The organism is Lentilactobacillus hilgardii (assembly GCF_009832765.1).
Classification (GTDB): Bacteria; Bacillota; Bacilli; order Lactobacillales; family Lactobacillaceae; genus Lentilactobacillus; species Lentilactobacillus hilgardii.
Genome location: NZ_CP047121.1, coordinates 1,155,268 through 1,180,885, shown reverse-complemented (window position 1 = coordinate 1,180,885; position 25,618 = coordinate 1,155,268). Strand labels below are relative to the sequence as shown.

Sequence of the window (25,618 nt, the reverse complement as noted above, 5' to 3'; positions counted from 1 at the left end):
AGTTGCGTATAAGCGCAATTTTACCTGGATTCTATCTTTAACTTTGAGCGTCTAACAATGACTCAAAGCTCATCATAACGATTTCATTTCGACTCTTTTAAATCCTCTATCTTAAAGTAGGTTTTATCGCCTTCGACAATGCCATAAACGCGCTGCTTACGCTCATCGTTTTTAAACCCGAAATCAATGACGCTTCGTTCATTCGACACATCGACTCCCTGAAGTTGAGCCTTTATAAAAGTACGCAAAACCGGCATTTGTTTTTCAAATTCCTTTGCCTTTTCAACCGCTGCCTGTAAAGTAAATCCTTGAGTTAAGTAGCGCTGAATATGAAAGATCAAAAAAAGTGTATGAAACGAGTATTGGCGTTGCGTTCCTTTTTGCTGTTCGATTGGCGCTATATAATGCTGTTCTTCCCAGTACCTCAATTGTCTACCCGAAACACCGGTGATTTGTTGAACCTGACCAATCCCAAAGATTAATTTGTTACTGTCTATAAGCGGTTCATTTGAATTCTCTTTTGTCATTTTTTCACCTTTTTAAATCTGCACCGAAAACAAGCTTTCGACACACACTATGTCGTTATAACTGGTTAAAACCACCAATTGTTACACATAAGTGCCGCCGTTTGCTACGACACAGTTTCTTAAAGTACTTATTAAGTATAAATGATAATTGATCATTTGAACAAGCAAAATTACTTAACAGTGCATCTCCGATCACATCTTTCATATACAAATGATCGATTAACAAAATATAATAAAAACACCTGCCCAAAATTTGTTATAATGCTTGCGTATCTACATTGAAAGGACTGGAAAAAATGGGATTTTCACCAAAACTAATAGTAGCCGATTTATCATTGATTCTATCAATTGCTATTGCGTTTTATATCCAATCAAGTCATCTTGAAGACAACGTTAAGATCGGTCTCATCATTCTTGCAAGTATTTTTCTAACAATTTCCGTTGTGATTAACGTCGTTTCTGCCATTCAAAAACGACGTGAGCGCAAAAATAAATAGCTTTACAAATAGGTTCAGGTCTAAAATAGGCCTGCCTTTTTTATTTAACCCATAAACCATTACTCAATTGCACTTAATTAAAGAACGCTTTAAAAATAAAACAATGCTTACTTATCATAAATTTTAATGAGTCCCTGGGTACCTAAATTACCTAAATCAAACTGATCAACCATTGCTTCATATAGATCTTTAGCCTTTTGCGTGGCCGGCAGCTGAATCTTCATTTCATCGGCTGCATCCAATGCAATCCGCAAATCTTTCAAAAAATGCTTTGCATAAAAACCCGGTTTTAAATCATCCTTTAAAATTCTCGGGCCATAGGTCCCCATACTCCAATTACCAGCACCACCGCCCTGAATGGTTTTGATCATTTGTGCCTGATCCAAACCGGCTGCTTTAGCAAACACCAGCGCCTCTGTTAGGCCTGTCATCGTGCCAGCAATCATAATTTGATTAGCCATTTTTGCATTTTGCCCCTGACCGGCGCCACCAAATCGGGTAACTGATGTCCCCATTGCATTGAAAACCGGCAGTACATGTTCGTACACAGCCTGCTGACCGCCAACCATAATTGTAAGTGAGCCGTTTCTAGCACCAACATCACCACCTGAAACCGGAGCGTCCAACACATCAATTTGCCGGTCCTGACCGGCACTAAAAATTTTCTTAGCCAGAACCGGAGAGCTGGTTGTCATATCTATTAACGTTTCGCCAGGCTTTGCTGTCTCAAAAATACCGTTATGGCCAAAATAAACTTCTTCGACATCCTTGGGGAATCCAACAATCGTAATCACAACATCACTGACCTTGGCAACGTCAGCAGGCGTTTGCTGCCAGCTTGCCCCATGATTCAGCACTTCTTGTGCATGGGCTTTGGTTCGATTGTAAACGGTGACCTCAAAATTGGCCTTGAGAAGATTATTAATCATCCCCGTTCCCATAACACCTGTTCCAATAAATCCAATTTTCATATCAATTACCTCGTTTTATCTATTCTGTACCCTTTTGAGCAACGGCTGCCACCATTCCGGATGAATGACATACCAATCGATCACATCTCCCATGCCAATCTCAAAACTAAATTCCGGCCGCCAACCCAACTCGTGTCTGATCTTCGAATCATCAATCGCGTAGAGTTGGTCGTTGGCGGGTCGATCTTTCACAAATGTCACTTGTGGGTGGATCGCAGCCAGTTGTTTTTCAATTATTTTAACAATCTGTAAGTTTGTTTTATGTTGACGCCCTGCGATGTTATAAATCTGACCGGGTTTGCCATTGCTCATAACCATTTCAATTGCCCGACAGTTATCTTGGACATTCAGCCAATCCCGCTTATTTTGACCATTACCATATATTGGTAGCTTTTTTCCACGCAAAGCAGCAGTCACCATCAAAGGGACCAGTTTTTCAGGAAACTGATATCGACCGTAATTATTAGCAGATCGGGTTATACAAACCGGCGTGCCAAATGTCTTAAAGTAGGAAAGTGCCAATAAATCGGCAGATGCTTTAGTTGCCGCATATGGTGAACTTGGATTAAGGGGGGTCTGCTCGTCAAAGCGCGCTTGGGAAGGTGTGCTGCCATAAACCTCATCAGTCGAAACCTGCACAAATTTATCGAGGTGGTACTCCCTGGCAACTTCCAATAGCGTATTGACACCCTCAATGTTGGTGTGAACAAATGGTGTTGCATCAATAATTGACCGGTCAACATGTGACTGGGCTGCAAAGTTCACAATAACGTTAATTTGATAATTGGACACCACTTTTTTGACGGCCTCTTTATCAGCAATATCACCCTTTATAAACCGATAAGTCGCCCCTTCGGGAATATCGTCTAAATTATCTAAATTACCCGCGTAAGTTAAAGCGTCAAAATTAATTAAACGATCGCTTTGACGATGACCTAAAAGCAGATGAATGAAGTTTGACCCGATGAAACCAGCCCCGCCGGTCACCAAAATATTCAACAGCAACACCTCCTCGTGCAATGAAAGAACTAATTATAATGTATCATATATTTTCAAAAAAAATTAGAGAAAAAGAAGCCAACCCATTAAGCATCAGCTCATGTTGACTTCAATTATAAAACTGGTTATAAACAACATTTTAAACTCGTCTTGGATCTCCTAATCGTCCTCTATGGCATCTTCATTAACCCAGTACTTCTGAGATGAAGCACTTTTGGCCGTTCTGATTCGATAAAAGTCCTCTGATTCGCGTTCACCATCATCGTCACGATAATATGCTTTTGCTTTCATGTCAACGTAGACCTTTTTCCCAATACGCGCTTTTATCCGGCTCCATTTATAGGTCCGATTATTCTTTTTGGCGCCTGGTACATAACGATAAAGCTTTTCTTCTCGGTAATCATCATCTAAAACCGTTTTAAAGTTCACCTTTGTATACCTCACACGGTATACTCGTGATGGCCGAAAATCAAGAGACTGTATTTGATTGGCACTCAAGACGGATCCACTGCCATATTCAGTATCGGTCGTTGTTTTGACAGTATTATTTTGAGCTTGAGCTGCCTGCCTCGACTCACTTTGATTATCTGAACTTAATGAAAATCCAATAATCCCCAGTGGAATCAAAAACAGCAGTCCTACGTCGGTTAAAATATGTCGTTTCATTAATAAAACCTCCAGACTATGACTTGTCGATTGGTCACTCACTCGTCATTTTTTCGTTACACTTATCATTACCATAATAATAACCAAATAAAGCGGAGAAAGTATGAAGAATCAATGAACTTTTAACCTCTTTTCCAGTCAAACCCTTAACGAGGAAAAAAGTCACACAGGGAGCTTTTCAACCAAGTAATGGTTGTCGTTTTGACACAAAAAGGATTAAGGCAAAAGCTACTTTTGTCTCAACCCCTAAATTCAGATGACTCATGTTGGTCGTTATGACGCAAAAGCCTTTGAAGTTCTCTTAAGTTTTTTTACAACTTATTTTTGATCATATGCTTCCTGGAATAATTGAACAATTTCTTCTTTGGTTCCTTTACGAGGATTTGAAAAGGCGTTACCGTCTTTAAGCGCATTCTCAGCCATCAATTCAAAGTCTTCCGGTTTAGCACCGATTGCTTTAATGCTTCGAGGAATCTTGACATCATCACACATTTGGCGCATTGCTTTGATGGATAAGTCGGCAGCATCCCTTGTGGATAATCCGTCCGTATTTTCACCCATAATTTTAGCTAATTGTGCAAACCTTTCCGGTGCGGCAACAATATTATACTTTTCAACAATTGGAAGTAACATTGCACAGCAGACACCGTGTGGCGCATCATATTGACCACCCAATTGATGGGCCATGGCATGAACATATCCCAAATCAGCATTGTTAAAAGCCATACCACCCAACATTTCAGCTTCAACCATTTTGGTGCGGGCTTCAATGTTGTGACCATTGGCAACAGCTTCACGAAGACTTTCTTCAACCAATTTAATTGCTTGAATGCATTGACCATCCGTAATTTCATTTCGGTTGGTTGAAACATAAGGTTCAATTGCCTGAACAAATGTATCCATCCCTGTTGCAGCCGTCAGTGATGCCGGAACATCCAACATTAACATTGGATCATTAAATGATACCAATGGAATATTTCGCCATGACACAACAACAAATTTCAGTTTGGTTTTTTCATTTGTGATCACACAATGACGGGTCAGCTCTGAACCGGTCCCGGCGGTTGTATTAACAGCCATCAATGGTGGCAATGGATTTTGCAGCGTTTCGATTCCGGCAAGCTTGGTGATGTCATCACCATTTGTCAAAATAATACCGGTCCCTTTTCCGGCATCATGTGAAGAACCGCCACCAACAGTGATAATGCTGTCACAATCATTATCTAAATAAACTTTCTTTGCTTCTTGAATATTTCGAATTTTTGGATTAGGTTCAACACCATCATAGATGGTATAAGGAACGCCAACTGCTTCAAGTGATGCTAATGTTTGAGCAACCGGTCCATTGTCCATTGACCGCAAAAACTTGTCAGTCACAATCAATGGCTTTTTCATATTTAACATTTTTGCACGATCGCCAATTTTCTTGATAACCCCTTTACCAAAGAAGTTGACACTCGGCATTAAGAAATCAAAGTTTTCTTTCATTGTAAAAACTTCCTCCTAGATGGTTATGATTTGAACCAATTTCATAATAGCATTTTCATATGAGAATGTAAACACTTTCACAATCTTTCAACCCATTTTTTTGCATTGATTCTGTCACCAGTTTAGTTTAAAATAGAGAAGATTTTAATGAATTAAAGCTTTGATGAGAAGAGTAGGTTTAGTAGCCGGTTAAGAGAGTTTCGGCAGCTGTAAAGAAACCCGACGACTAAAAAGAAGATGAGCTCGGAGCCTGTGTGGCGGTCTTTTGGCTGACACATCGTTTGCATACGTTACCTGCAAGAGTATAGTTTGGCTTAATTAATCATTGCCTCACACCGGTGCTGACCGGTGTGAGTTTCGTTGAGAACAATAATTGTGCAGTAAGCCCGACTAAACACTCACTGAGTCCAACATTGTGAAATGTTGGTAAAATCAGGTGGTATCGTGAATAAACCGTCACCCTGAAAATGATTTTTCATTTTCCGAGTGGCGGTTTTGCTTTATAAACTATTTTTTGGAGGATTCTTTGACATGACTAAGAATAAACATTTTGATATTGACACACTATTGGCACAAGCAGGAAACCGAGATAACCACGACCAGTTCCATTCGATTTCGACACCGATCTACCTATCATCCAACTTTCGTCACCGGGACTTGGAAGATGTTGAGAACTTTGACCCGGAAAAGCAATATTCATATTCCCGTCTTTCAACACCTACCAGAAAAGTATTGCAGGAAACCCTGGCTAAACTGGAAGACGGCGCAAAGGCTTTCGCTGTGAGTTCGGGTATGGCTGCCATTCAGCTGGTCTTTTCACTGTTTAACTCCGGAGATGAAATTATCACCTCAGATGATTTATACGGTGGCTCATTTCGATATTTTGACTATCTGACCGAGCACTATGGTATTAAATTCAATAAGTGGGATGGCAAGCGTTACGATACCCTGTCTAGCCTAATCACGCCTCACACAAAAGCCGTTTGGATCGAAACACCGTCAAATCCTACCATGAAAGTCATTAATATTCAAAAAGTTGCAGATATCGCTCATAGTAGCAACTCAAACATTCTAGTCTGTGTGGATAATACCTTTTTAACACCCATTTACCAACAACCAATTCGTGAAGGCGCCGATATTGTCGTTCATAGTGCCACCAAATACCTTTCAGGTCATAACGACATGCTGGCAGGAGCCGTTATCGCAAAATCAGAAGAAATCGGTGAAACACTGGAATTTAATTTCAATACAACCGGCGTCACGTTAGATCCTTTTGATTCCTGGCTACTACTTCGAAGCCTTAAAACCCTTTCGGTTAGAATGCAACGACACACGTCAAATGCAACCTATGTTGCTGCCAGTTTGGCTAAATTGCCGCAAGTTGAAAAAGTACTCTATCCTGGGCAAGGTGGCATGATCAGCTTTTACGTTCAAAGCCGTGACCAGGTTGATCGACTGTTCAAACGGTTAAATATCATTTCATTTGCCGAAAGTTTAGGCGGCGTTGAATCGCTTCTCACGATTCCTTCGCTGCAAACACATCGGGACATGGCCAAAGCCGATCGACTTAAGCTGGGCATTACGGATGAATTGTTACGTTTATCTGTTGGCCTTGAAAATCCGGAAGACTTAGCTGAGGATTTAAAACAGGCACTTGGCGACTAATGCTAAAATGATGACTCAATCAAAAACGGATGCGCCCCCCATTGTTGAGGAAAGCATCCGTTTTCTAGGTTCTGATCATGATTATGTCTGATCATTGGATGAAGAGTGATCATCGTCCGAATGATGTGGCTGATCAGGATCAACCAAAATGGTCTGTAATGGCTCGCTTTGATCATCGTGAATCTTAACGTAAAAATTAGCAACTGCCAAATTATAGTAAGGAACTACCCATAAATCCAAAATGTTTAATGTAAAGTTCGAGAGAATGAACCATCCAAGGAAGCTCAGGTAAAGAACAAAGAAATCCATCTTATTGCCGTCCATTAACTCCCGGCTTTTCGTAATTGCCTCAAGGTAGCCAATCTTTTCACCCTTATCAAGTGCATCCCGGTAAATAAAGATTGCTTGTGAGTAAGCATACCCTTTAATAATTCCGGGAATAAACAACAGCAGTGACCAAAGAAAGGTTAGGATACTCGTTATAAGTCCAATCATAATCGTACCAATAAAATAATCACCATTATTGAAAATAGTAAATGACTTATTGACTGGTTGATCAAAGGTCGTTTTATTACGAATAAGGTCGATACTGGCAAACTGAATACCGGTTAATAGCAAACTGCTAATAATTGCCAGTAAAAGAAGCAAGCCCAAGAATGCAGTTATTGCTTTTGGATCAGTATAATCAAAATTAAATCTGGAATCATAAATGCTGGGTGCATTCCAATAATTGCCGATGTTCAAATAGGAACTGCCATGGCTCCATGGTAAATATTGGGTAAAATTAAGCCCAAATTCAATGACTAATACAGGTAAAAATAATAATATAAAAAACGGAAAATGACTGTTTAACATCCGTCTCATTTCAAGTTTAAGCTGTGGTCTATCCATCGAAAACTCCTTTGCCTTATTTAATATGTTATTGCTGAGTATATTTATTCACACGATACTTGTCAACCTGACACTCATCAGTGAAGGGTCGTTTGAATAAATGTCGCAATGATCCCGCCAACTAGAGGACCGAACATCGGCACCCAAGAATATCCCCACTCGGCACTGCCTTTATTTGGCACCGGCATAATCGTATAAGCAAGCCTCGGCCCCCAATCACGAGCCGGATTCAATGCGAATCCAGTAGTTGTGCCAAGCCCCATACCGACGACCATAATGAGCAGTCCGACAACCAACGGTTTCAATCCTTGAGAAAAATTTCCTAAATTTAAAAGTGCAAATACAAAAACAAAAGTTGCAACTACCTCAGAAATGAAATTGGCCAAAGGCGCTTTAATTGCCGGCCTTGTCGCAAAGATACCAACAGTATTTCCCTGATTGGATTTGGTTTGTTTAAAATGTGGCGCAAACATCACAATGATAACTGCTGCACCTAGGAACGCACCGCAAAACTGTCCTAACAAATAAGGAAGCACCTGATTCCAAGGAAACAATCCAAAAAGTGCATACGGAATTGTCACCGCGGGATTCAAATGCCCTAAAGAGCCAAACGATGCTGCCACATAGACTCCCATTGTAACAGCCATTCCCCACGCTAAACTGATGAATGTCCAATTGGATCCATGCCCGTAGGTTTTATTTAAATTTACACCAGCACCTGTCCCTGCTCCCAACACAATTAAAACAAAGGTTCCAAATAATTCTCCGAGAAAGCCATTCATGACTCATCCCCACTTTCAGTTTATAAACTTTGTGGGGCAAACTTCCGATTCAGATGATTAAGCCATACAACAAGTATAAACGTGACCAACGTATATCCTGCACCACCCGGGCCAACCGAACTCATACCAAAGTTACTGACCATTATGCCACCTGTTGCCGAACCCAGCGCAATGCCAAAGTTTGAAAAAATCGAATTTAGTGAAGAAGCTAAAACAATTGATTGCGGATAATTTTTTTCAGCAACCTGCAAAAATTGAATTTGGATTGGAGAGTTTAAAAGTGGCATACTGACAATCAACATCATCAAAAGAATTGCACCAAACCAACTATAATGGAAGGAAAGCGGCATGACAACCATTAAAATAAATTGAGCGACATAAACCTTGGGCATTGCGCTTAGGCCGGGGCCTTCCGTCAATTTGCCACTCGCCTGATTTCCGACAATGTTTGCAATCCCAAAGACAAACAAAAGAATCGTCAGCATGCTTGTCGAAAAATGCAACTGCGTTGTGATAATCGGCCGTAAGTATGTGTAAAATACATAAATGGCTGCTAAATTAAACATCGGCAAAAACATGCCGATTTGAATTCGATGATCTTTCAGCAAAGCAAGTTGACCACCAATACTGCTTCTCTTCTGTTTAAAATCACGTGGTAAAGAACCAAAGATTAAGCCCATTGTTATCACAGAAATGCCGATAATTGTTAAAAACGAAATCCGCCAGCCAAAATTTGTTGAAATCCAAGTTCCCAAGGGGACGCCCAGTACTGATGCGATACTGAAGCCGGAAAATACCCATGACAGCAACCAGCCTCTTTTCTCCATCGGGGCAATGTAGCCAACAAATGATAAGGCGATTGAGATTGCCACACCAGAAACGAGTGCTGTTATGATTCGCGAAATGACAAGAAAAACAAAATTTTGCGCAACAAAACTCAATATATTGCCAATGGTAAAGATACCCATTAAGGCTAAAAGACCCCAGAATAAGTTATATTTACCAATTAGCAATGTGATAAACGGGGTACTAACCGCATAAACCATTGCAAAAATCGTAACCAGATAACCAACGGTTGCAACCGATACGTTAAATTGTTCTGAAAGATCATCCAAAATCCCCACAATTAAGAATTCACTGAATCCCAACGTAAATGCAATTAATACCAGAACAAAACTTTGTAATTTGAACTGCTTCATTGTATTTTCACTTCCTTTTCATTCTTTTTTGATCCACAGATGTCGCAGACTTTACCATATTACAAGTTTTATCCAAAAGCGTCTATAGATATACGCCAAAAGAATGACTGAGAACGTTTTTAATTTTAGACACAAAAAAACCGACGATTTTTTAATTTCGCCGGTTCTTTCTCTTAAACATCAACTATTTTAAGTCGTTCTCCACAGCTGATGCCTTCTGAGATATTCCACTAGTCAAAAAGCATCACCTCCTTTTTTGATTGTCCAAATAATACAATGATTCCAGATAAATTGCAAGTCCTTTGATTCAATTAGTCGTCATAGCCTTCATTGGCTTCATTTTCAATCACATCATCACTTGCCCAATATTTTTGATGAGCATTCCTGCCAAATGAAATTCGATAGAAATCCTCATGGTCGTATTCATTTGCATTATCATCGTCTTTGAACGTTGCAATGGCCTTTTTATCAACATAAACATCCTGGCGATCACTAACATTTAAACTATCCCAATGATAAACCCGATTATTAGTGGTGGAGCCGGGAACCTTCTGATAGAGTCTTTCTTCTTGATAATCATTATCCAAACGCGTCGTATAATGAACATTCTCGTATCGAATCCGAATGGCTTTTTGCCCTTTAAAAGCGTAAGTGGCACTTGTCTCCGATGAACTCGTCACCTCACTTGAAGATTGAACCTGAGACTGAGACTCTTGTGCCTTGGAACTACTGCTTGAAGATGAATCGCTTGAGTTTGATGAACAACCCGCCAGCCCTATTGTTAGCAGGCCCATCAAGCAGACAGTCAATAGTGTCTTTTTCATGTGATTACCCCCTGATTAGCGTCATAAAACCACCATCTGCAATAATGGCAGTTCATTAAATGAATTCAAATTAAGTCCTTCACAAATGTTCTTATTTATATTATAAAGAATATTTAACCCAAACGCTAATCAAAGCTTCACAAAAAGTCCCATTGTCCTGTTAGCAGTTAGTTTGATTACAATTATCCATTACCAAATACTTTTTCTGGATATTAATCCAATATTTTAAATGAATAATCCTGGTTATATTTATGATGTGTGAAGACATAATAAGTACCAATACTGTGATAGCGAACCAAAGATTTTTTATAAGACCCTTTAATTAGTCTTTTTTCAGTTTTAAACTGACCGAGATTGGATGATGAGGATCCTTTATTAAATGAGTACCAAGACCCCCACTTACTAACTTTGAGTTTATGTGCCCCACTTTTAGAAGGCGAGTAAATGCTACCGTTATATGTGAGGCTGTGCGTTGTGATCTTGATCGTACTAAATTTACCATCGCCCGTATATTTGTACCAGGTTCCACGAAGCGACTTCGGTGTTGTCGTTGAAGAACTTGCATGTGCTTGAATGTTATTAGTTGCTCCTTCAATACCCAAAACAACCAGTAAAGTAGCCAAAATAAGTTGTATTTTTTTCATTGATCGATATACACCTCCGTTGCTTAAAAGTATAACATGCCATTTGACAATTCAATTTAACCATCGGACTACAATTGTTTTACAAACTAAACAACTTGTAATAACCCTGTCAACGTTATTGCAATAGTGGACTAACCAATACTGATAATTAACAAGTAAATTAGTTTTTTCGAAATGTTGCATTAATATTACCATCAGACTACAAAAAAACGATTGCCGTTTAAAAAATTGGCAATCGTTTGAGACGTCTTGACTCTTTTTCTTCTATAGTATAACAGTATCAGCCCAGCAGAAATTTTTGGATGCAATTTAGAATGCTAACCGCTTAGATCCGCACACTTACTAGAACTGCTTCTCTTAGCAACACCACTCCTTATAAGAGATCGATTTGAAAAATCCAAACCCGGGATTTCCCAAATCGACGTCTTATACTCCGGGTGTTAACCGCTTAGATCCGCACACTTACTTAAATCTGCTTTCAATTGCTCTTGCGTGGGCTTCTAAGCCTTCCACCCTTGCCAAAGTTGTGATTGCATCCGCTTCCTTCTTTAAAGCTGGACGAGTATATGAGACGAATTGCGTCCTTTTAACGAAATCCTGAACGCCTAACGGTGAGAAGAATCTTGCAGTTCCACCCGTAGGCAGGATGTGATTTGGACCGGCAACATAATCTCCTACAGGCTCCGATGCAGAAAAGCCAAGGAATACGGAACCGGCATTTTGAATTTGATTCAAATAAGAGATTGCATCCGGCAGTTGAACTTCCAAATGTTCCGGAGCTACGGCATTCATCAATGTGAACGCATCATCAATGTTTTTAACAACAGCGATAAACCCTTCATTATCCATCGCTGCCTGTGCAATTTCTTGGCGCGGAAGCAGCTTGACCTGACGATTCATTTCCGCATTTACATTGATCGCCAATTGTTTATCGTCAGTGACCAAGATTGGTCGAGCCAATTTATCATGTTCTGCCTGCGATAATAGGTCTGCAGCTACCTGACTGGCAACAGCTTGGGAACCGGCGATAACACCAATTTCAGAAGGACCTGCAACCATATCAATATCAACTTGACCAAAAACTTGTTTCTTGGCAGTTGCAACATATGCATTACCTGGACCGGTAATTTTATCAACACGTGGAATAGTTTCAGTGCCATATGCCAAACTGGCAATGGCCTGAGCACCACCAACTGTATAAATTTCATCGACACCCGCAATTTTAGCGGCGGCTAAGACTGCCTTATTCAATCCGTTTGTTTGAGGCGGTGTGACCATGACTACCCGCTTAACACCCGCAATCTTTGCTGGAATAACATTCATCAAAATAGAAGAAGGATAAGCAGCGGTCCCACCCGGAACGTACACGCCTACAGCAGCCAACGGTGCAATTTTCTCGCCTCTGATAACCCCTTTTTGCTTGGCATCTACAAAGCTGTCTTCAATTTCCATCTTATGAAAAGACGTAATATTTCGTTTGGCAAGTTCCAGCGCATCGATGACGTCTTGATCTGTCTTATCATAAGCATCATCAATTTCAGATTGACTGACAGCCAAATTATCCAATTCAACGCGATCAAATTTCTTTTCATAATCCTTAACCGCTTGATCTCCATTTTGAGCAACATTTGCGATAATGTCGCGAACCGATTTTTCTACCTCTGCACGGTTTGCGACTTTGTTTGTTCGAATTGCGACCTGCTTTAACATCTGATCTAAAGATTCTTCAATAATTTGCATATTTGCCACTCCGTTTCCAATAAATAGTCGGTTACGGTTAGGACTTTTGAAAATAAAAAAATCGTCCTCAGACATTGCTGATTTGCAATATCTGAGGACGATTTCTCGCGGTCCCACCTCATATTCGTCGCCATCTCACGATGAAACGACCTTACACTGCTTTTAACTAGTCGTCCATTCAAGATGAAGAACAGTTACAGCAGCCGTGGTAACGCTCACTAGCGGGATAACCTACTCTAATTCAATTACCCAGTTCATAGATGTGTTTTCAGCAACCCTGACGATCCGTTCTCACCATCGGGATTCTCTTTATATCAAATGATTGCTTACTTTTCTAATCGTAACTTCATATTTATTATTGTTTTTTAATTTGTGATTACCATTACAATACCATGTTCATTTTGAATGTCAACATTATTTTTTAATTTCATAAATCAACTTTGACTCTTTTTAATTTTCTGTGACTGATTTATCCCAGCCAACCGCTTATTAAACGTTCATATAGATTGATAAAAACATTGTCAACGTTCCGGCCATGACAAAGAAATGCCAAATTAAATGTAAGCCGGGGATTCGTGGAAAACTGTAAATGATTGCACCAACAGTAAAAATGATCCCCCCGCTTACCAACAGCCAGAAGCCACTTGGTGTCAAATTAACATAAAGCTGTTTACCTAAAAGCAGACACAACCATCCCATAACGACGTAAATTGTGGTTTCTGTTTTTTGGTATTTTCCATGAAACACAACGTGACTGACGATTCCCGAAATGGCTAAAAGCCACACACCGGCCAGTAAAATATTGCCGGCTAAATTATTAATAAATATGACACAATAAGGTGTGTACGTGCCCGCAATCAATAAAAATATGTTACTATGATCCAAAATTTGAAAGACCCGCTTTGCCCTCGTAAAAACAAAACAGTGCAATAACGTTGAAGCTAAGTACAGCATTAATACACTGACACAATAAACAATCAAGCTTATTGTCGCTACCGATGACAAATGATCATGATATGCCCTCATCAACAAAAGAATGGTTAAAACAATACCAGCAATAAACGACACACCATGGGTAACAGCATTTAATACTTCATAAACAATCTGCTGCCGCTTCAAATGAATTAATTGACTTGCCATTTCGACACCTCCTTGCCATTATCATAAGATAAAATAAACCAAGAGTCAAGATTATCTAGAATCAATATCTATTTGTGTGAATCCTCATATCTGTGCGATAATATTTGTACTTAGGTTAAAGGAGTTGATAAAGATTAAAGATGATACAGTAAAACGATTTGCCAGGCTTTCACTACCGCTATATGCGGAGCTGCCGAGTTTGAATCTCTATATGGATCAGGTAATCGACGAAGTCAATCAATTCCTCGTTCCACTAACCGAAACCAAAATCACTAAATCAATGATTAATAGTTACGTTAAGCAGGGACTGGTTGACCGTCCGGAAAAAAAGCGTTATTCCAAGCAGCATCTGGCTGAGATCCTGGTTGTCAGCTTAATGAAACCAATTCTGTCACTGGATACAATCAAAAAAGCAATCGCCATTGCATTAAAATTGGATCCGGTTGATAAAGCATATGACCAGTTCATTCACGCTTTTAACGATGAGTTGACCAAAACACAGTCCCAACATTTGAACGCTGAGAATTACCAGCGTATGGCCATTCGATCATTACTTTATAAGTTACTGGTTGAGGAAATGGTCAATAAAGATCTTTAATTTAAAGAAGGTAAGTTTATGGAAATAACAGTCATCCAACACGTATCGTTTGAAGTCCCGGGTTTGGTGACCAAATGGGCCAAAACTCATCAACACAAACTTAACGTCGTCAAACTATTTAAAAATGATGGCCAGCTTCCCCAACCCGAGCAAGTCAGCTTCTTAATTGTTTTGGGCGGCCCAATGAGCGCCAATGATGACTTACCGTGGATTGAACCGGAACGTCAACTTATTAAGGACATCGTTGATTCAGGCAAACCAATGCTCGGTATTTGTCTGGGTGCTCAGCAACTCGCCAAAGCCTATGGAGAAGCCATTGTCCCCACCAAAAAAGAAGTCGGCTTTGGTCCGGTAACCGCTACTCAATCAGCTCAATCACTTTTTAACGCTGCCGACACTTATCAAGTCCTTCACTGGCACGGTGAAGGGTTCAGGTTACCACAGCAAGCGGATTTATTGTTTACAAGTCATTATTGGCAATATCAGGGATTTAAATTAGGTTCAGCAATTGGCTTACAATTTCACTTGGAATCCACCCCGGAGACACTCGCGGCGCTTGCAAGTGCGGACACTGACTTCATCCCCGGTTCAACATACGCAGACAATGCCCAGCAGGTACTGTCTCAAACGTTCGATCCAAATGCAGCACTGCTTTTAAATCAAATTCTGGATTATCTGGTGACGCATCCAAAATAAAAGCCATGACCATCAAAAAAGTAAAACTGGAGGTATTCCCATGAAAAAACTCGGGATCATTTTTGCCACTATTATTCTGGCACTTCCCCTTTTTGCAGCAGTGTCATCTACATCGGCAAGCGCTGCTAAAGCAAAAACATATTCATTCTCTATTCTAACAGCTGATTTTTATGATAATTTACCTGTTTACCACACTAACGATCATACCGTCACGGTTTACCGTGCTGCAATCGGCGCGGATAATCCAAGTATCTCTTTTACTGCAAACGGCAAATTGAAACCAAGTACCAACTACCATGTGACTCGTTACGTAAAAGCCAAAAGTAATGCAACCAAAAAAATCCGTTCGTTTCTCTACGTTAAGGGCCACGGATGGATTCAAAGCGTAAAAGTGACCAAAGGTGCACTTAACACTGACAATGAAGCAACTAAATTACCAGGTTAAATCATGACGCAAAGTTAACAAACGGTGTATCCTTTATGTAAGGGAGAGACCGTTTTTTTGTTGACGATCGTCAAAATTAGGAGGAGGTCATATTATGAATCGAGCTGCATTAAAGGAGGATGCCAAAAGCATTCTCAACTCTCATTTTTCATTTTATTTTTTGCTATTTTTACCGGCTTTTATTTTAGAGGTCATTGGTGGCATCATCTTTGGCATCAACGCTACCGACTACCTTGAACCGTCCGATGGCGTCAGCACTTTGATCACTTGGATAGCTGCCCTTCTGGCAATTGGTATGTCATTTGTCTGTCTTGACGCAATGCGCGAAAAGCTGACGTACGAAAACCCGCTTCAAAAGTCAATGTTTCTTTTTCACAATGGCGATTACTTTCTGGGGACATTGTTAATTAGTATTATTCAATATATCTTTGTCATTTTGTGGTCAATCCTGCTGATTGTTCCCGGCATTATCAAATCAATGGCTTATTCCCAGTCTTTTTTCATCTACCGGGATGCGATTGATCATGGTGAACACATCTCTTATACAGATGCAATCACCCGAAGCCGTCAAATGATGGACGGCCACAAGTGGGAATATTTTGTCATGGGATTAAGTTTTATTGGCTGGCTGATATTGGTGAGTGTCACTGCCGGAATTGCGGCAATCTGGGTTCAGCCTTACATGTCCTTAAGTTTCGCAAATTATTACAATGAACTGTCACGTGAACAAAATGCCAAGGATGGTCACGTTGAAGATCACCAAGCACCAACTTCCGAGGCATCGGAAAACAATTAAATCGACTATTGTGTAGAAACAAAACAATGGGCTGTGGCAAAAATCATTTTGTCCAGCCCTTTTAGTATGCTCACGATCATTCCCAGCAAGAATGGGTTAAAAAACAACTTCGGACCGCCAAAAAATTAAAGGCTATTTTTTCTTAATGATAGGTTCCCGCCATATTCTTGTGAAAGCCCACACAGCCCTATTAAAAATGGTAAAATAAGTGCGATACTAACGTTTATAACTTAAATGGAGGCGCTTATTATGTTGGTAACAACTTTTGGCGAGCTTATGCTTAGACTCACGACTCCTGATACTTTCCGCTTTAGTCAAGTAACGCACTTGGAAACTAATTTTGGCGGTGCAGAAGCTAATGTTGCCGTTCTGCTGAATCAATTAGGCGACCAAGTGACTTTTGTGACCAAACTACCAGAAAATGACATTGCGGATACAGCTATTAACCAACTTAGAGGATACGGAATAGATACCTCGTTTATTGCACGCGGTGGGGATCGCATGGGACTTTATTTCTTACAGCGTGGTACAGGCATTCGCCCAAGCTCAGTGATTTATGATCGCGCTTTTAGTGCATTTGCGACCTCTCGGAAATCCGATTACGATTGGGATATGTTATTTATGAGAACCAATTATTTTTATATTTCCGGCATTACGCCTGCCCTTTCAAATGAACTGGCGCAAACTGTTCTTGACAGTGCCAAATATTGTCATCAGCATCAGATTAAAGTCGTTTATGATGCTAATTTTCGTGGCAAGCTTTGGACCTCGGAAGCCGCAATAGCATTTAACCGACAGATTCTGCCATACGTCGATATTTGTTTTGCCCATGATGAGGATCTTGGCCCTGCATTCGGATTCTCCATTGAACAATCAGATGCCACGACCTTTGCCAATCGGATAACCGAATACAAACGCTCTCTGAAAAAACTGACTGCCAACTACCCAAACCTCCAGACCGTTGCAACTATCGTTCGAGATACCGGCACCACTTCGAGTCGTTGGGCCAGTTTGCTCTGTCAGGATCGTCATTTTTATCAAAGTCCGAGCTACCTCGTGCCAACAGATCACGAGGTAGCAAGTGGCGATGCCTTTGGAGCCGGGATTATTCACGGCATCATCAATGGGTTCTCCGGACAGGAACAGCTTGATTATGCAATAGCAGCTGCCATTCTTAAGCTCACAATCCCAGGCGACTATGCCCTACTTTCAGATAAAGAAATCAAAGCCGTCATCAACAAAGGTGACCAAAACATTTTAAGATAGCCACCGGACATCAATTGTAACTTTCACAAAACATCTTTAAAGCGAACGGGTGCAGAGGAAAATGAGGCCACTTTGGGGGTAAACCTCAATCTCATTTTGTCTCTACCCTTTTTTGTTCAACCGCCTTCAATGTATGCCTACTTTCTTCAACGCCCAAATGGGTTTACCGTATGCTTGAAGTCATTAGATGGTGACAACCTAATCGACAATCGTTGATGTCATTAAATAGTAATCTTTTTGATAAAAAGTAAGTTGAAAGTCGCAATGATCGTTTTAACAGGTGTAATATTACAAATTGACGGCCGTCTACCGGTTGCTCTTGGTGCCGGTTTAGCATAGTTTATATGGTGAAGTTGTTTTCAAACAAATTAAAAGTTACATAAAAGTGAGGACCCACATGATAAAACGAAAAATTGCCTACTGTTTAGCGACACTCGGCGTCAGTATTGGTATCATCGGCGCTGCTACCACTAATTCTAAAGCAGCATCTTCCGCTATCCCCGATGTTTCGGAATGGCAGGGTAAGATGACCAGTCTTCAAGCACAAAATCTGAAAAACCAAGTTTCATTCGTCATTAACCGCCGTCAATATGGCAGCAGTTACGTTGATAAATACGCAACTAATAACACTGCTCTCTATGTTAAATATGGTATCCCGTTCGGTGAATACGACTACGCCATGTTTACAAGTCCCGCCAGTGCTAAGACGGAAGCCAAAAACTTCTATAATCGTTCAAATAAAAGTGCAAAGTTTTACGTACTCGATTATGAACAAAACAATGTGACATCCGGTTCTTCTAAAGCCGCTGTTTTAGCTTGGTACAATGAGATGCGTTCTCTGACCAATAAGAAGTTGGTCTTCTACTCATACCAATCATTTGCGACTCAATATGCCGGAAGCGCCCGTAATAATTTCGACGCCCAGTGGATTGCCAACTATTCTGCCAAGCCAACGATTGCAACCGACCTTTGGCAATATACCAACAAGTATTATCTGGCAGCATTAGGCAAGTACGTTGATAACAGTAAAGTTGTCACACATCCTGCTTCTTGGTGGACGGGAACCAGTATCGCAAGCACGGCGTTGGCCGACACATCAGCAGTCACAACACCAAAGTATTATCATGCTCTAAATGCTGCCAAACAGGTCACGGTTAATAAAAAAATCTATCTTTACGATTCTAAGACTTTTTCTAAAGCCAATCGCGTGAAAACATTGTCTGCCGGTGATTCAGTCAGTATCCAATCGGTTACCAAACGATCAACGGGCTCCTATTACTTTACAACGACGACTGGTCAATACATCACTGCTAACCGCTCATATGTCAATGAATAAGGAGGCTTATCGACATGACATTTAAAAAGAAATTAATTGGCTCTTTAATCGCAGTTGCCGGTACCGCTTCTCTCACATTTGGCGGATATGCGGCTGTCAGCAAAACCGTTTTTCATGCAAATATCGGCATTAGTTCAACCCAGCAGACCCCTGCACCGCAAAACTTAACGGTCGATGGGAATAAGCTGACTGCTTCAATCACCAATTCGGATCCCAAAGATTATAAACTTGATTACAATGATTCAAATAACAACCGTCACGCAACCTTTGAAATGCAAACTTATGACGATGCCCAATCAGCTGCCGATTCTCTTAATTATTTCGGTCAGCAGGACGGTACCAAGGATAAATTGAAGGACGGTAAACAAGCCACCTCTCAAGGAACTCTGGGACACGTTTACACCCATTGGAACCAAGGAAACTGGTCTATTACAACTGTCACGCCTTCAGAAGCTGCAGGAGGTCCAAATCCCGCAACATTTGCCAGCCAAGTTGCCAGCCAACTTAGTCAATATCCACTTCCCAGTGAGAATGTTAATCACGGTGCAATCGTGTTATACCCCACTAATGAATCGGAATTAGCCAACACTGTCAGATGGCAGGCAAATAAACGTGTTTACCAAGTTACCAGTGATCAAAGTAACTTAGCGATTCAATTAAGTCATCATGCCAACTAGGGAGGGTCTTTTATGCGTCACAAAAAATTAATCGGTTTGGCCGCTGGATTACTATTGGTCATTGGCGGGCTAAGCGGATGCAATTCCAATAAGCAAAGCAAAGGAAGCAATGATAATGATTCCACTGTTTCTAAATCCTCAAAGACGGATATGCAGAATGCCAGTAGTCAGTCATCATCATCCGATTCAAGTCAGGCTCAGTCAAGTAGCGCACAATCCGATTCAACAACATCTGCAGGTTCTTCATCGACTCAAGCAACAACCGGTTCACGGATCAGTAATCTCAATAATCAAGTTATCAATAAAATTGGAAACATCACGCTGCCAAGCGATGATGGGCTTAGTTCCGGCAGCAACAATCTGAATATGCGCTACAATGGTACGCAATCAGATTATACAATCTATTACAGCGTAGGAAATCAAGCATTGGATCTTAATGCCAGCGGTGTTTCAAACGAAACACCCTACGCCACTTTCCAGAAAAAAACCTATTCATCTGAAAGTACCGCAGCCAGCGCTGTTGATTACTCACAAGCATCTACAAATAAAGGTTTACCGAAAGTAAAATTAAGCAGTAAAATTACCGGATACGAGAATGCCGGTGGCGGTCAACGTTATATTGCCTGGCATGAAGGCCGCTGGTCAATTGCGGTTCATGGTAGTGTTGTCAATAACACTAATCCTAAGCAGACTGCCATTCATGCGGTTAACCTCTTCGATCACTACATGTTACCGGCACCTCAAAAATACGGTGCTATTGAATTGAATGTTCACAGTTCGAGCGATCACACCCGTGACCAATCTATTACATGGCAGGATGGTTTAAGTGTTTATACACTTAAGGGCGTCGATATTGATACTGCCGTTCAAATGGCTGCAAGTGCTAAATAATGAATTCCGATTATCAAATCTTATCAGCCAAAATAATCTAAAGCGGGATCCAGTTAGAAATTGACAAAAATCAACTTCTAACTGGATCTTTTTCGCTACATTAAAAGCTGAGACGAGACTTTATCCATCTCCTTTTAGTGCAATCACGATTATTACTGAGCAAAAATAAAAAACACCCGACAAACTTATTAAACCTGCCACTCAGCCCGTGTACCGTACAGAAAGAACAATCCTCCATGAAAGCAGATGAAAGATGCGATTGACCACTTGTTTAAAAATAAGGCTGATCATTTTAGATAGAATAAATCGTCGAGTGTTAATAGTAATGGTTACTTTTTGCATTATAAACCGACTCCCCCAACTTGTCCATACACAACTTTATGATCATCTCAAGAAATATAATCTTATCTCAATTTTCTGCTTAAAAAAACAAGTGTGACCAGCTGAAGAAAGATGTCAACCATTAAGATCCGTAGAATTAATTAACACGCGGCCTACAAATCGGTTACAAATCTATTAAAACATTGAGCAGATTCCTCACAGCATGGTACAATTTGAATCAGAAGCTGGGAGGAGAATATATAATGAAAATCAATAAATGGTTGCGCACTGTGATGATCTCGTGTGCAACAGCACTTACTTTTGGAATTGGGTTGGGACTTCAGTCTCAATCAACACAAGTAGAAGCTGCTACGCCTACATACAAGGTTGTATCAACTACTTCAATGACAAAGGCACCTTATCATAAGAAATCTTCTGCAGGTGCCATTTGGAATGCGTCACACACCAAGCAGGTGGCCACGTTAAAGGGTTATCCTTATACCACTTGGTACGCCACCAAAAAAGCATCTATAAAAAAGAGTGGTGGCTCAACTGCGCTTTACTATCAAGTTAAGAACGGTTCCGGGTCTGTGTCCGGCTACGTATGGCATAATTATGTCACACCCGGTAAAGCACCATTTGGATTGAAATACGCTAAAGGCGCTGTTGCCTTGGATGTGAACACGAATGGTGTGGTTTGGTCAAAAAACGCCAATACCCCTCGCCCAATTGCATCTGTTTCTAAATTAATGACCCTTTACCTGGTTCAACAAAAGATCAGTAACGGTGGCGGTACGTGGACCTCAAAGGTCAATACCAGCAATGCCGGACTTAAGAAATTAGGTAAAGACAGCACATTCGGCGGCTTTAAATTCACTAAGAATTCATATACGGTTCGCGATCTCTATCTTGCCGCATTGATTGAGTCTTCAAATAACGCCGCAATTGCGCTTGGACAATGGGTTGCCGGCGGTTCAACACCTACCTACAATAAGAAGTTTATTTCCATGATGAATGCTCAAGCTAAAAGTTGGAATCTATCCAACACCTCATTTGTCTCGGCATCCGGAATGGAACAAAATAGTTTGAAACCATTCGGATACAGCATCGGTGGTGCAAACGCCAACATGGTTTCAGCAGCGGATGTTGCTCAAATCGCCCGTCACTTGATCACAGACTATAACGACGTCTTGAAAGATGCCTCAATTGGTTCAATGTCATTGGACGGTCAGAAGCTTTATAATTATAATAATTTGTTGCCTGGTCGAAAATACTATCAAAAATCATTGAATGTTGATGGCTTGAAGACCGGTTATACAGATCCCGCAGGTTACTGCTTCGTTGGTACCGGCCGTAAATCCGGACATGACCGGATTATCACGGTTGTCCTTCACGATGAAAATGAGTTTACTGAAACACGTTCATTGATGAATTACGTTTATAATAAGAATTTGGCTTAATGGATCAATGAATATGAAAAATGCGTCTCAACTATTAGACAATTGTCCGGTAGTTGAGACGCATTTTCTGTTAAAAGGATTTTATTGAATAAATAAATCCTGAGCTTGCCTTACTGTTAAATTATTTTGAATAGAAGGATGATCAACATAGAGACAACCATATTGGTTTTCCTTAATCGGATAATTTGATATTGCTGTTGTGACACCATCAATCGTATTAATGAGAATTCTAATGTCACTTTTTGATGCTTGGTACAATGTAAAATTCGCACCATTATGATGCAAATACAATCGGTCATCATCTACAGGATCATCCGGCATTCTTGCCAACACACCATTATTGCCTATAAAAACTTTGCCATAAGTTAAATCCGTCAATTCTTGTTCATCCAAATAGCCACGGTCCATCAAAAATCAAGCTCTCCTTTCACCGACGACGCCCCTATTTTAGGCCTGTCTTTATCTGATCCCCTTTTGATGCCGCTTATACTCATGAATAATTCTCAACGCCCGCTTTCGAGTTTTAATGTTTGGACTTTTCATCCGTCGACGTGCACTTGCCAAGTCTTGCTTTTCCATGGTTGTTTGCCTCCATTTTGTCAAATCGTAATCATTACTGTTTAATATTATGCAAACTTCTGATGACATTGTCAAGAAATTTTCTGAAAAAATAAATTTAAATTCGCGATTTTAACTACCACCAAACCAACCTGAGCACCGATCTTCCATTGACATCTTCTCAAAAATGGCATACTCTTTTCTTTGAGTCATTTCAAATAATACGGGGGATCAAGGAGATTATGTTGGAGGATAACAGTAACTACGATTTGTTTCAGAGACTTCACCCCCATTGCTTTTCCGAAGCAATGGTTGCCCATTACGCAAAAGAAGAATTAGAACGGCGGGCAGATAACGGCGACGGTGAAGCTAAAATGCTTTTGGCAATTAGAGAAAGTGAACTTCGTGAAGAAGATAACTCGATTAAAAAACGCGGACCAATTCAACAATTTAAGCATTCGGCACCAACCTTGAAGGTCATTTTTAGAATGCGATTAAGCTAAAAAACAATTAAGTCAGATAAAGTAGCACAAAACCACTTTAATCGACTTAATTGCTTTTTGTTAAAACAACTTGTTTGTAAATTGATCAGCGTACACAAAAAGCCTATCTTTTCACATTGAAAAAGATAGGCTTTTTCCTTTTCTCAAACTATAATGACTTAAAATTTATTGTGCCGTCAATCCACCATCAATCACAAACTCTGATCCGGTTGAGTAACTGGAATCATCAGATGCCAAGAATAAAACCATCTTGGAAACTTCTTCCGGTTCAGCAACTCTTTGTAGTGGAATAGCCTTGGCGAATTCCTTAATAACCGCTTCACTATCCCCTTGGTGAATCATTGGGGTTGAAATAACACCTGGGTGAACGGAATTTACTCGAATCCCACTGTGGGCCAATTGAAGTGCGGCAGCTTTTGTAAAGCCACGGACAGCGAACTTGGTGTCGGTATAACCAACTGCACCGCCAACCAAACCGTTCATTGAGGAAATGTTGACGATACTGCCGGAACCGTTCTTCTTCATGGCTTCGGCCGCATACTTGGTGCCCAAAAAGACGGATAATTGATTGATCTTGAATATCTTCATATAATCATCGGTTGTGATATCTTCAAGTGATTTATTAAAGCTGATACCGGCATTGTTAACCAGAATATCCAATTTACCAAATGTGTCCAATGTTGTCTTAATGACATTTTTCCAATCATCTTCACTGGAGACATCCTGTTTAATGAAGATCGAACCATTGCCAAGTTCTTTAGCCAACTGGTTTCCTTTTTCTTCATTAATATCGGTGATAACAACTTTGGCGCCTTCTTTAGCAAACAGCTTTGCATGGCTGGCACCCATTCCTTGAGATGCACCTGTAATGATTGCCACTTTATTATCTAATTTTCCCATAATAAGGCCTCCTATAATGTAATCGGTTACTGTTTCCAATTTCATTATAGCGTACCGGTATCATTATCTTAAACAATTTGTTTAGGAATATTTAGAATTTCAAAACAAGTCTGTCTTTAACCGCATTTGTCTCCAACGCATGCTGTGCTTGTGCTGCATCTTCTATCGGCTTTTCAACAATGTCATCATCCAGTAAGAAGCCGTCAACCATTCGTTGACTGAGCAGCTTTGCAGCATCAGTGAATTGATCAATTGTTGCATGGCTTAAGACAAATCCGCGAATCGCTTTATCGGTTGTATAGAACTTTCGCACATTAAACGTAAACTTATTATCCTCTGGCGCTGTAATTAATCCAATTGTTCCCCGCTCATTAAGGGCGTTAATATTTTCCTGTAGGGCAACTTTTCCTGAAGTATCCACAACAAAATCCACACCGTCAATGGCATGCTTTTCCAGTTGCTTGGTTAAAGACTTCTTGTAATCCAATGCCAAATCGCTGCCAAAACGATCCATCTTATCAAAGTCAGCTTCATTAGAGGTCGTAATAACCCTCAATCCCATGGTATGCGCAAGTTGAACCAATTTTGTTCCCACGTGTCCAGCTGCACCTTCTACTAAAATCGTGTCACCACTCTTAGCCTGAAAAACGTGATTAATCAAGATAGCAGCAGTTGCGGATGAATGCACCGAGGCTACCAACTTAATTGGATCTACACCTGATGGAATATGAAATAAGCGATCAGCTGGGACAGCTACATAACGACTTGTTGTGCCCTGTCGACCATCATATCCCATGCTATTGGTCCAAACCTGGCTACCAATAGCAAAGCGGTCAACGTTAGCGCCGACTTTTTCAACTTCACCAACCGCATCCCGGCCAATAACAAACGGAAAATTCAAGTTTGTTTGATATGAACCGGCTCTTACAAACGTATCCACGTGATTAACCGAAACGGCCGAAACTTTAACCAGGACATCATCAGCACCGATTTCCGGTTCCGGTAAATCTCCGATAATAATATTTTTACTACTACCGGTTTCCTTAATATATGCTGCTTTCATATGACTCTTCCCCTTTCATGAGGCTACGTCTATATTATATTCCGAAAGTGTTTTAGTTTGGCCGTGAACGCTTGT

At 40.5% G+C, this 25,618-nt stretch carries 28 protein-coding genes; 12 read left to right on the top strand and 16 right to left on the bottom strand.

Annotated elements, in window-relative coordinates; translation table 11 throughout:
- Window positions 1-83 precede the first annotated feature (83 nt).
- Entirely contained in the window at window positions 84-527 is a 444-nt protein-coding gene (locus GQR93_RS05350) for a MerR family transcriptional regulator (RefSeq protein ID WP_003553077.1), read from the bottom strand.
- Window positions 528-823: 296 nt separating this feature from the next.
- Between GQR93_RS05350 and GQR93_RS05345 the strand changes: the two genes are divergently transcribed.
- Complete coding sequence (locus GQR93_RS05345) at window positions 824-1,024, top strand: hypothetical protein (protein WP_003553076.1); 201 nt, start codon at window positions 824-826, stop codon at window positions 1,022-1,024.
- 107 nt (window positions 1,025-1,131) lie between these two features.
- Here GQR93_RS05345 and GQR93_RS05340 read toward each other — a convergent pair whose 3' ends face one another.
- The 4 genes from GQR93_RS05340 to GQR93_RS05325 form a co-directional block, all read right to left on the bottom strand.
- Window positions 1,132-1,995, bottom strand: a complete 864-nt coding sequence (locus GQR93_RS05340) for an NAD(P)-dependent oxidoreductase (RefSeq protein ID WP_003553075.1) — start codon at window positions 1,993-1,995, stop codon at window positions 1,132-1,134.
- A gap of 15 nt (window positions 1,996-2,010) precedes the next feature.
- Window positions 2,011-3,015 (bottom strand): dTDP-glucose 4,6-dehydratase, encoded by a 1,005-nt coding sequence (gene rfbB, locus GQR93_RS05335; RefSeq protein WP_003553073.1) that lies wholly within the window; start codon window positions 3,013-3,015, stop codon window positions 2,011-2,013.
- A gap of 138 nt (window positions 3,016-3,153) precedes the next feature.
- Complete coding sequence (locus GQR93_RS05330; RefSeq protein WP_003553071.1) at window positions 3,154-3,660, bottom strand: hypothetical protein; 507 nt, start codon at window positions 3,658-3,660, stop codon at window positions 3,154-3,156.
- 318 nt (window positions 3,661-3,978) lie between these two features.
- Window positions 3,979-5,148 (bottom strand): iron-containing alcohol dehydrogenase, encoded by a 1,170-nt coding sequence (locus tag GQR93_RS05325; RefSeq protein WP_003553069.1) that lies wholly within the window; start codon window positions 5,146-5,148, stop codon window positions 3,979-3,981.
- A gap of 531 nt (window positions 5,149-5,679) precedes the next feature.
- On the opposite strand from GQR93_RS05325, the gene GQR93_RS05320 reads away from it, so the two are divergent.
- Entirely contained in the window at window positions 5,680-6,813 is a 1,134-nt protein-coding gene (locus tag GQR93_RS05320; protein WP_035444427.1) for a trans-sulfuration enzyme family protein, read from the top strand.
- An 81-nt stretch (window positions 6,814-6,894) separates the two neighbouring features.
- Here the strand turns inward: GQR93_RS05320 and GQR93_RS05315 are convergent, their stop codons facing one another.
- The 7 genes from GQR93_RS05315 to trhA all read right to left on the bottom strand — a co-directional run bounded on the left by GQR93_RS05315 (window position 6,895) and on the right by trhA (window position 14,033).
- Window positions 6,895-7,704 (bottom strand): DUF975 family protein, encoded by an 810-nt coding sequence (locus GQR93_RS05315; protein WP_003553066.1) that lies wholly within the window; start codon window positions 7,702-7,704, stop codon window positions 6,895-6,897.
- Window positions 7,705-7,781: 77 nt separating this feature from the next.
- On the bottom strand, window positions 7,782-8,486 hold the full coding sequence (locus GQR93_RS05310; protein ID WP_003553064.1) for an MIP/aquaporin family protein: 705 nt from the start codon (window positions 8,484-8,486) through the stop codon (window positions 7,782-7,784).
- A gap of 20 nt (window positions 8,487-8,506) precedes the next feature.
- Window positions 8,507-9,685 (bottom strand): MFS transporter, encoded by a 1,179-nt coding sequence (locus GQR93_RS05305; protein WP_003553062.1) that lies wholly within the window; start codon window positions 9,683-9,685, stop codon window positions 8,507-8,509.
- A 311-nt stretch (window positions 9,686-9,996) separates the two neighbouring features.
- Window positions 9,997-10,509, bottom strand: a complete 513-nt coding sequence (locus GQR93_RS05300) for a hypothetical protein (protein WP_223801865.1) — start codon at window positions 10,507-10,509, stop codon at window positions 9,997-9,999.
- 212 nt (window positions 10,510-10,721) lie between these two features.
- Window positions 10,722-11,153 (bottom strand): hypothetical protein, encoded by a 432-nt coding sequence (locus tag GQR93_RS05295; RefSeq protein ID WP_003553058.1) that lies wholly within the window; start codon window positions 11,151-11,153, stop codon window positions 10,722-10,724.
- Between the two features lie 462 nt (window positions 11,154-11,615).
- Entirely contained in the window at window positions 11,616-12,893 is a 1,278-nt protein-coding gene (gene hisD, locus GQR93_RS05290) for a histidinol dehydrogenase (RefSeq protein WP_035444426.1), read from the bottom strand.
- 489 nt (window positions 12,894-13,382) lie between these two features.
- On the bottom strand, window positions 13,383-14,033 hold the full coding sequence (trhA, locus tag GQR93_RS05285; RefSeq protein WP_003553048.1) for a PAQR family membrane homeostasis protein TrhA: 651 nt from the start codon (window positions 14,031-14,033) through the stop codon (window positions 13,383-13,385).
- Window positions 14,034-14,109: 76 nt separating this feature from the next.
- Between trhA and GQR93_RS05280 the strand changes: the two genes are divergently transcribed.
- The 9 genes from GQR93_RS05280 to GQR93_RS05240 all read left to right on the top strand — a co-directional run bounded on the left by GQR93_RS05280 (window position 14,110) and on the right by GQR93_RS05240 (window position 22,519).
- Complete coding sequence (locus GQR93_RS05280) at window positions 14,110-14,631, top strand: DUF1836 domain-containing protein (protein WP_003553046.1); 522 nt, start codon at window positions 14,110-14,112, stop codon at window positions 14,629-14,631.
- A gap of 18 nt (window positions 14,632-14,649) precedes the next feature.
- Complete coding sequence (locus GQR93_RS05275) at window positions 14,650-15,327, top strand: type 1 glutamine amidotransferase (RefSeq protein ID WP_003553044.1); 678 nt, start codon at window positions 14,650-14,652, stop codon at window positions 15,325-15,327.
- A 40-nt stretch (window positions 15,328-15,367) separates the two neighbouring features.
- Entirely contained in the window at window positions 15,368-15,772 is a 405-nt protein-coding gene (locus tag GQR93_RS05270; RefSeq protein ID WP_003553042.1) for a hypothetical protein, read from the top strand.
- Between the two features lie 94 nt (window positions 15,773-15,866).
- Complete coding sequence (locus GQR93_RS05265) at window positions 15,867-16,568, top strand: DUF975 family protein (protein ID WP_003553034.1); 702 nt, start codon at window positions 15,867-15,869, stop codon at window positions 16,566-16,568.
- A gap of 249 nt (window positions 16,569-16,817) precedes the next feature.
- Window positions 16,818-17,834, top strand: a complete 1,017-nt coding sequence (locus GQR93_RS05260; RefSeq protein ID WP_035444425.1) for a sugar kinase — start codon at window positions 16,818-16,820, stop codon at window positions 17,832-17,834.
- Between the two features lie 397 nt (window positions 17,835-18,231).
- Window positions 18,232-19,170, top strand: a complete 939-nt coding sequence (locus GQR93_RS05255) for a GH25 family lysozyme (RefSeq protein WP_159298717.1) — start codon at window positions 18,232-18,234, stop codon at window positions 19,168-19,170.
- A gap of 14 nt (window positions 19,171-19,184) precedes the next feature.
- Window positions 19,185-19,847: a hypothetical protein gene (locus GQR93_RS05250; RefSeq protein WP_003553030.1), complete on the top strand. Its 663-nt coding sequence runs from the start codon at window positions 19,185-19,187 to the stop codon at window positions 19,845-19,847.
- A 12-nt stretch (window positions 19,848-19,859) separates the two neighbouring features.
- Window positions 19,860-20,738, top strand: coding sequence for a hypothetical protein (locus GQR93_RS05245; RefSeq protein ID WP_003553026.1), 879 nt, complete (start codon window positions 19,860-19,862; stop codon window positions 20,736-20,738).
- Window positions 20,739-21,322: 584 nt separating this feature from the next.
- Complete coding sequence (locus tag GQR93_RS05240; RefSeq protein WP_035444424.1) at window positions 21,323-22,519, top strand: D-alanyl-D-alanine carboxypeptidase family protein; 1,197 nt, start codon at window positions 21,323-21,325, stop codon at window positions 22,517-22,519.
- 81 nt (window positions 22,520-22,600) lie between these two features.
- Here GQR93_RS05240 and GQR93_RS05235 read toward each other — a convergent pair whose 3' ends face one another.
- Both GQR93_RS05235 and GQR93_RS05230 read right to left on the bottom strand, forming a co-directional pair.
- Window positions 22,601-22,912 (bottom strand): hypothetical protein, encoded by a 312-nt coding sequence (locus tag GQR93_RS05235; RefSeq protein WP_147605489.1) that lies wholly within the window; start codon window positions 22,910-22,912, stop codon window positions 22,601-22,603.
- A 66-nt stretch (window positions 22,913-22,978) separates the two neighbouring features.
- A complete protein-coding gene (locus GQR93_RS05230) occupies window positions 22,979-23,098 on the bottom strand; it encodes a putative metal homeostasis protein (protein ID WP_003553018.1) in 120 nt (39 codons plus the stop codon).
- A gap of 221 nt (window positions 23,099-23,319) precedes the next feature.
- Here GQR93_RS05230 and GQR93_RS05225 point away from each other — a divergent pair, with 221 nt between their 5' ends.
- Entirely contained in the window at window positions 23,320-23,580 is a 261-nt protein-coding gene (locus GQR93_RS05225; protein WP_003553017.1) for a hypothetical protein, read from the top strand.
- A gap of 165 nt (window positions 23,581-23,745) precedes the next feature.
- Here GQR93_RS05225 and GQR93_RS05220 read toward each other — a convergent pair whose 3' ends face one another.
- Together GQR93_RS05220 and GQR93_RS05215 are read right to left on the bottom strand one after the other, a co-directional pair.
- On the bottom strand, window positions 23,746-24,480 hold the full coding sequence (locus GQR93_RS05220; protein ID WP_035444418.1) for a glucose 1-dehydrogenase: 735 nt from the start codon (window positions 24,478-24,480) through the stop codon (window positions 23,746-23,748).
- Window positions 24,481-24,571: 91 nt separating this feature from the next.
- A complete protein-coding gene (locus GQR93_RS05215) occupies window positions 24,572-25,543 on the bottom strand; it encodes an NADPH:quinone reductase (RefSeq protein ID WP_003553014.1) in 972 nt (323 codons plus the stop codon).
- Window positions 25,544-25,618: the final 75 nt, after the last annotated feature.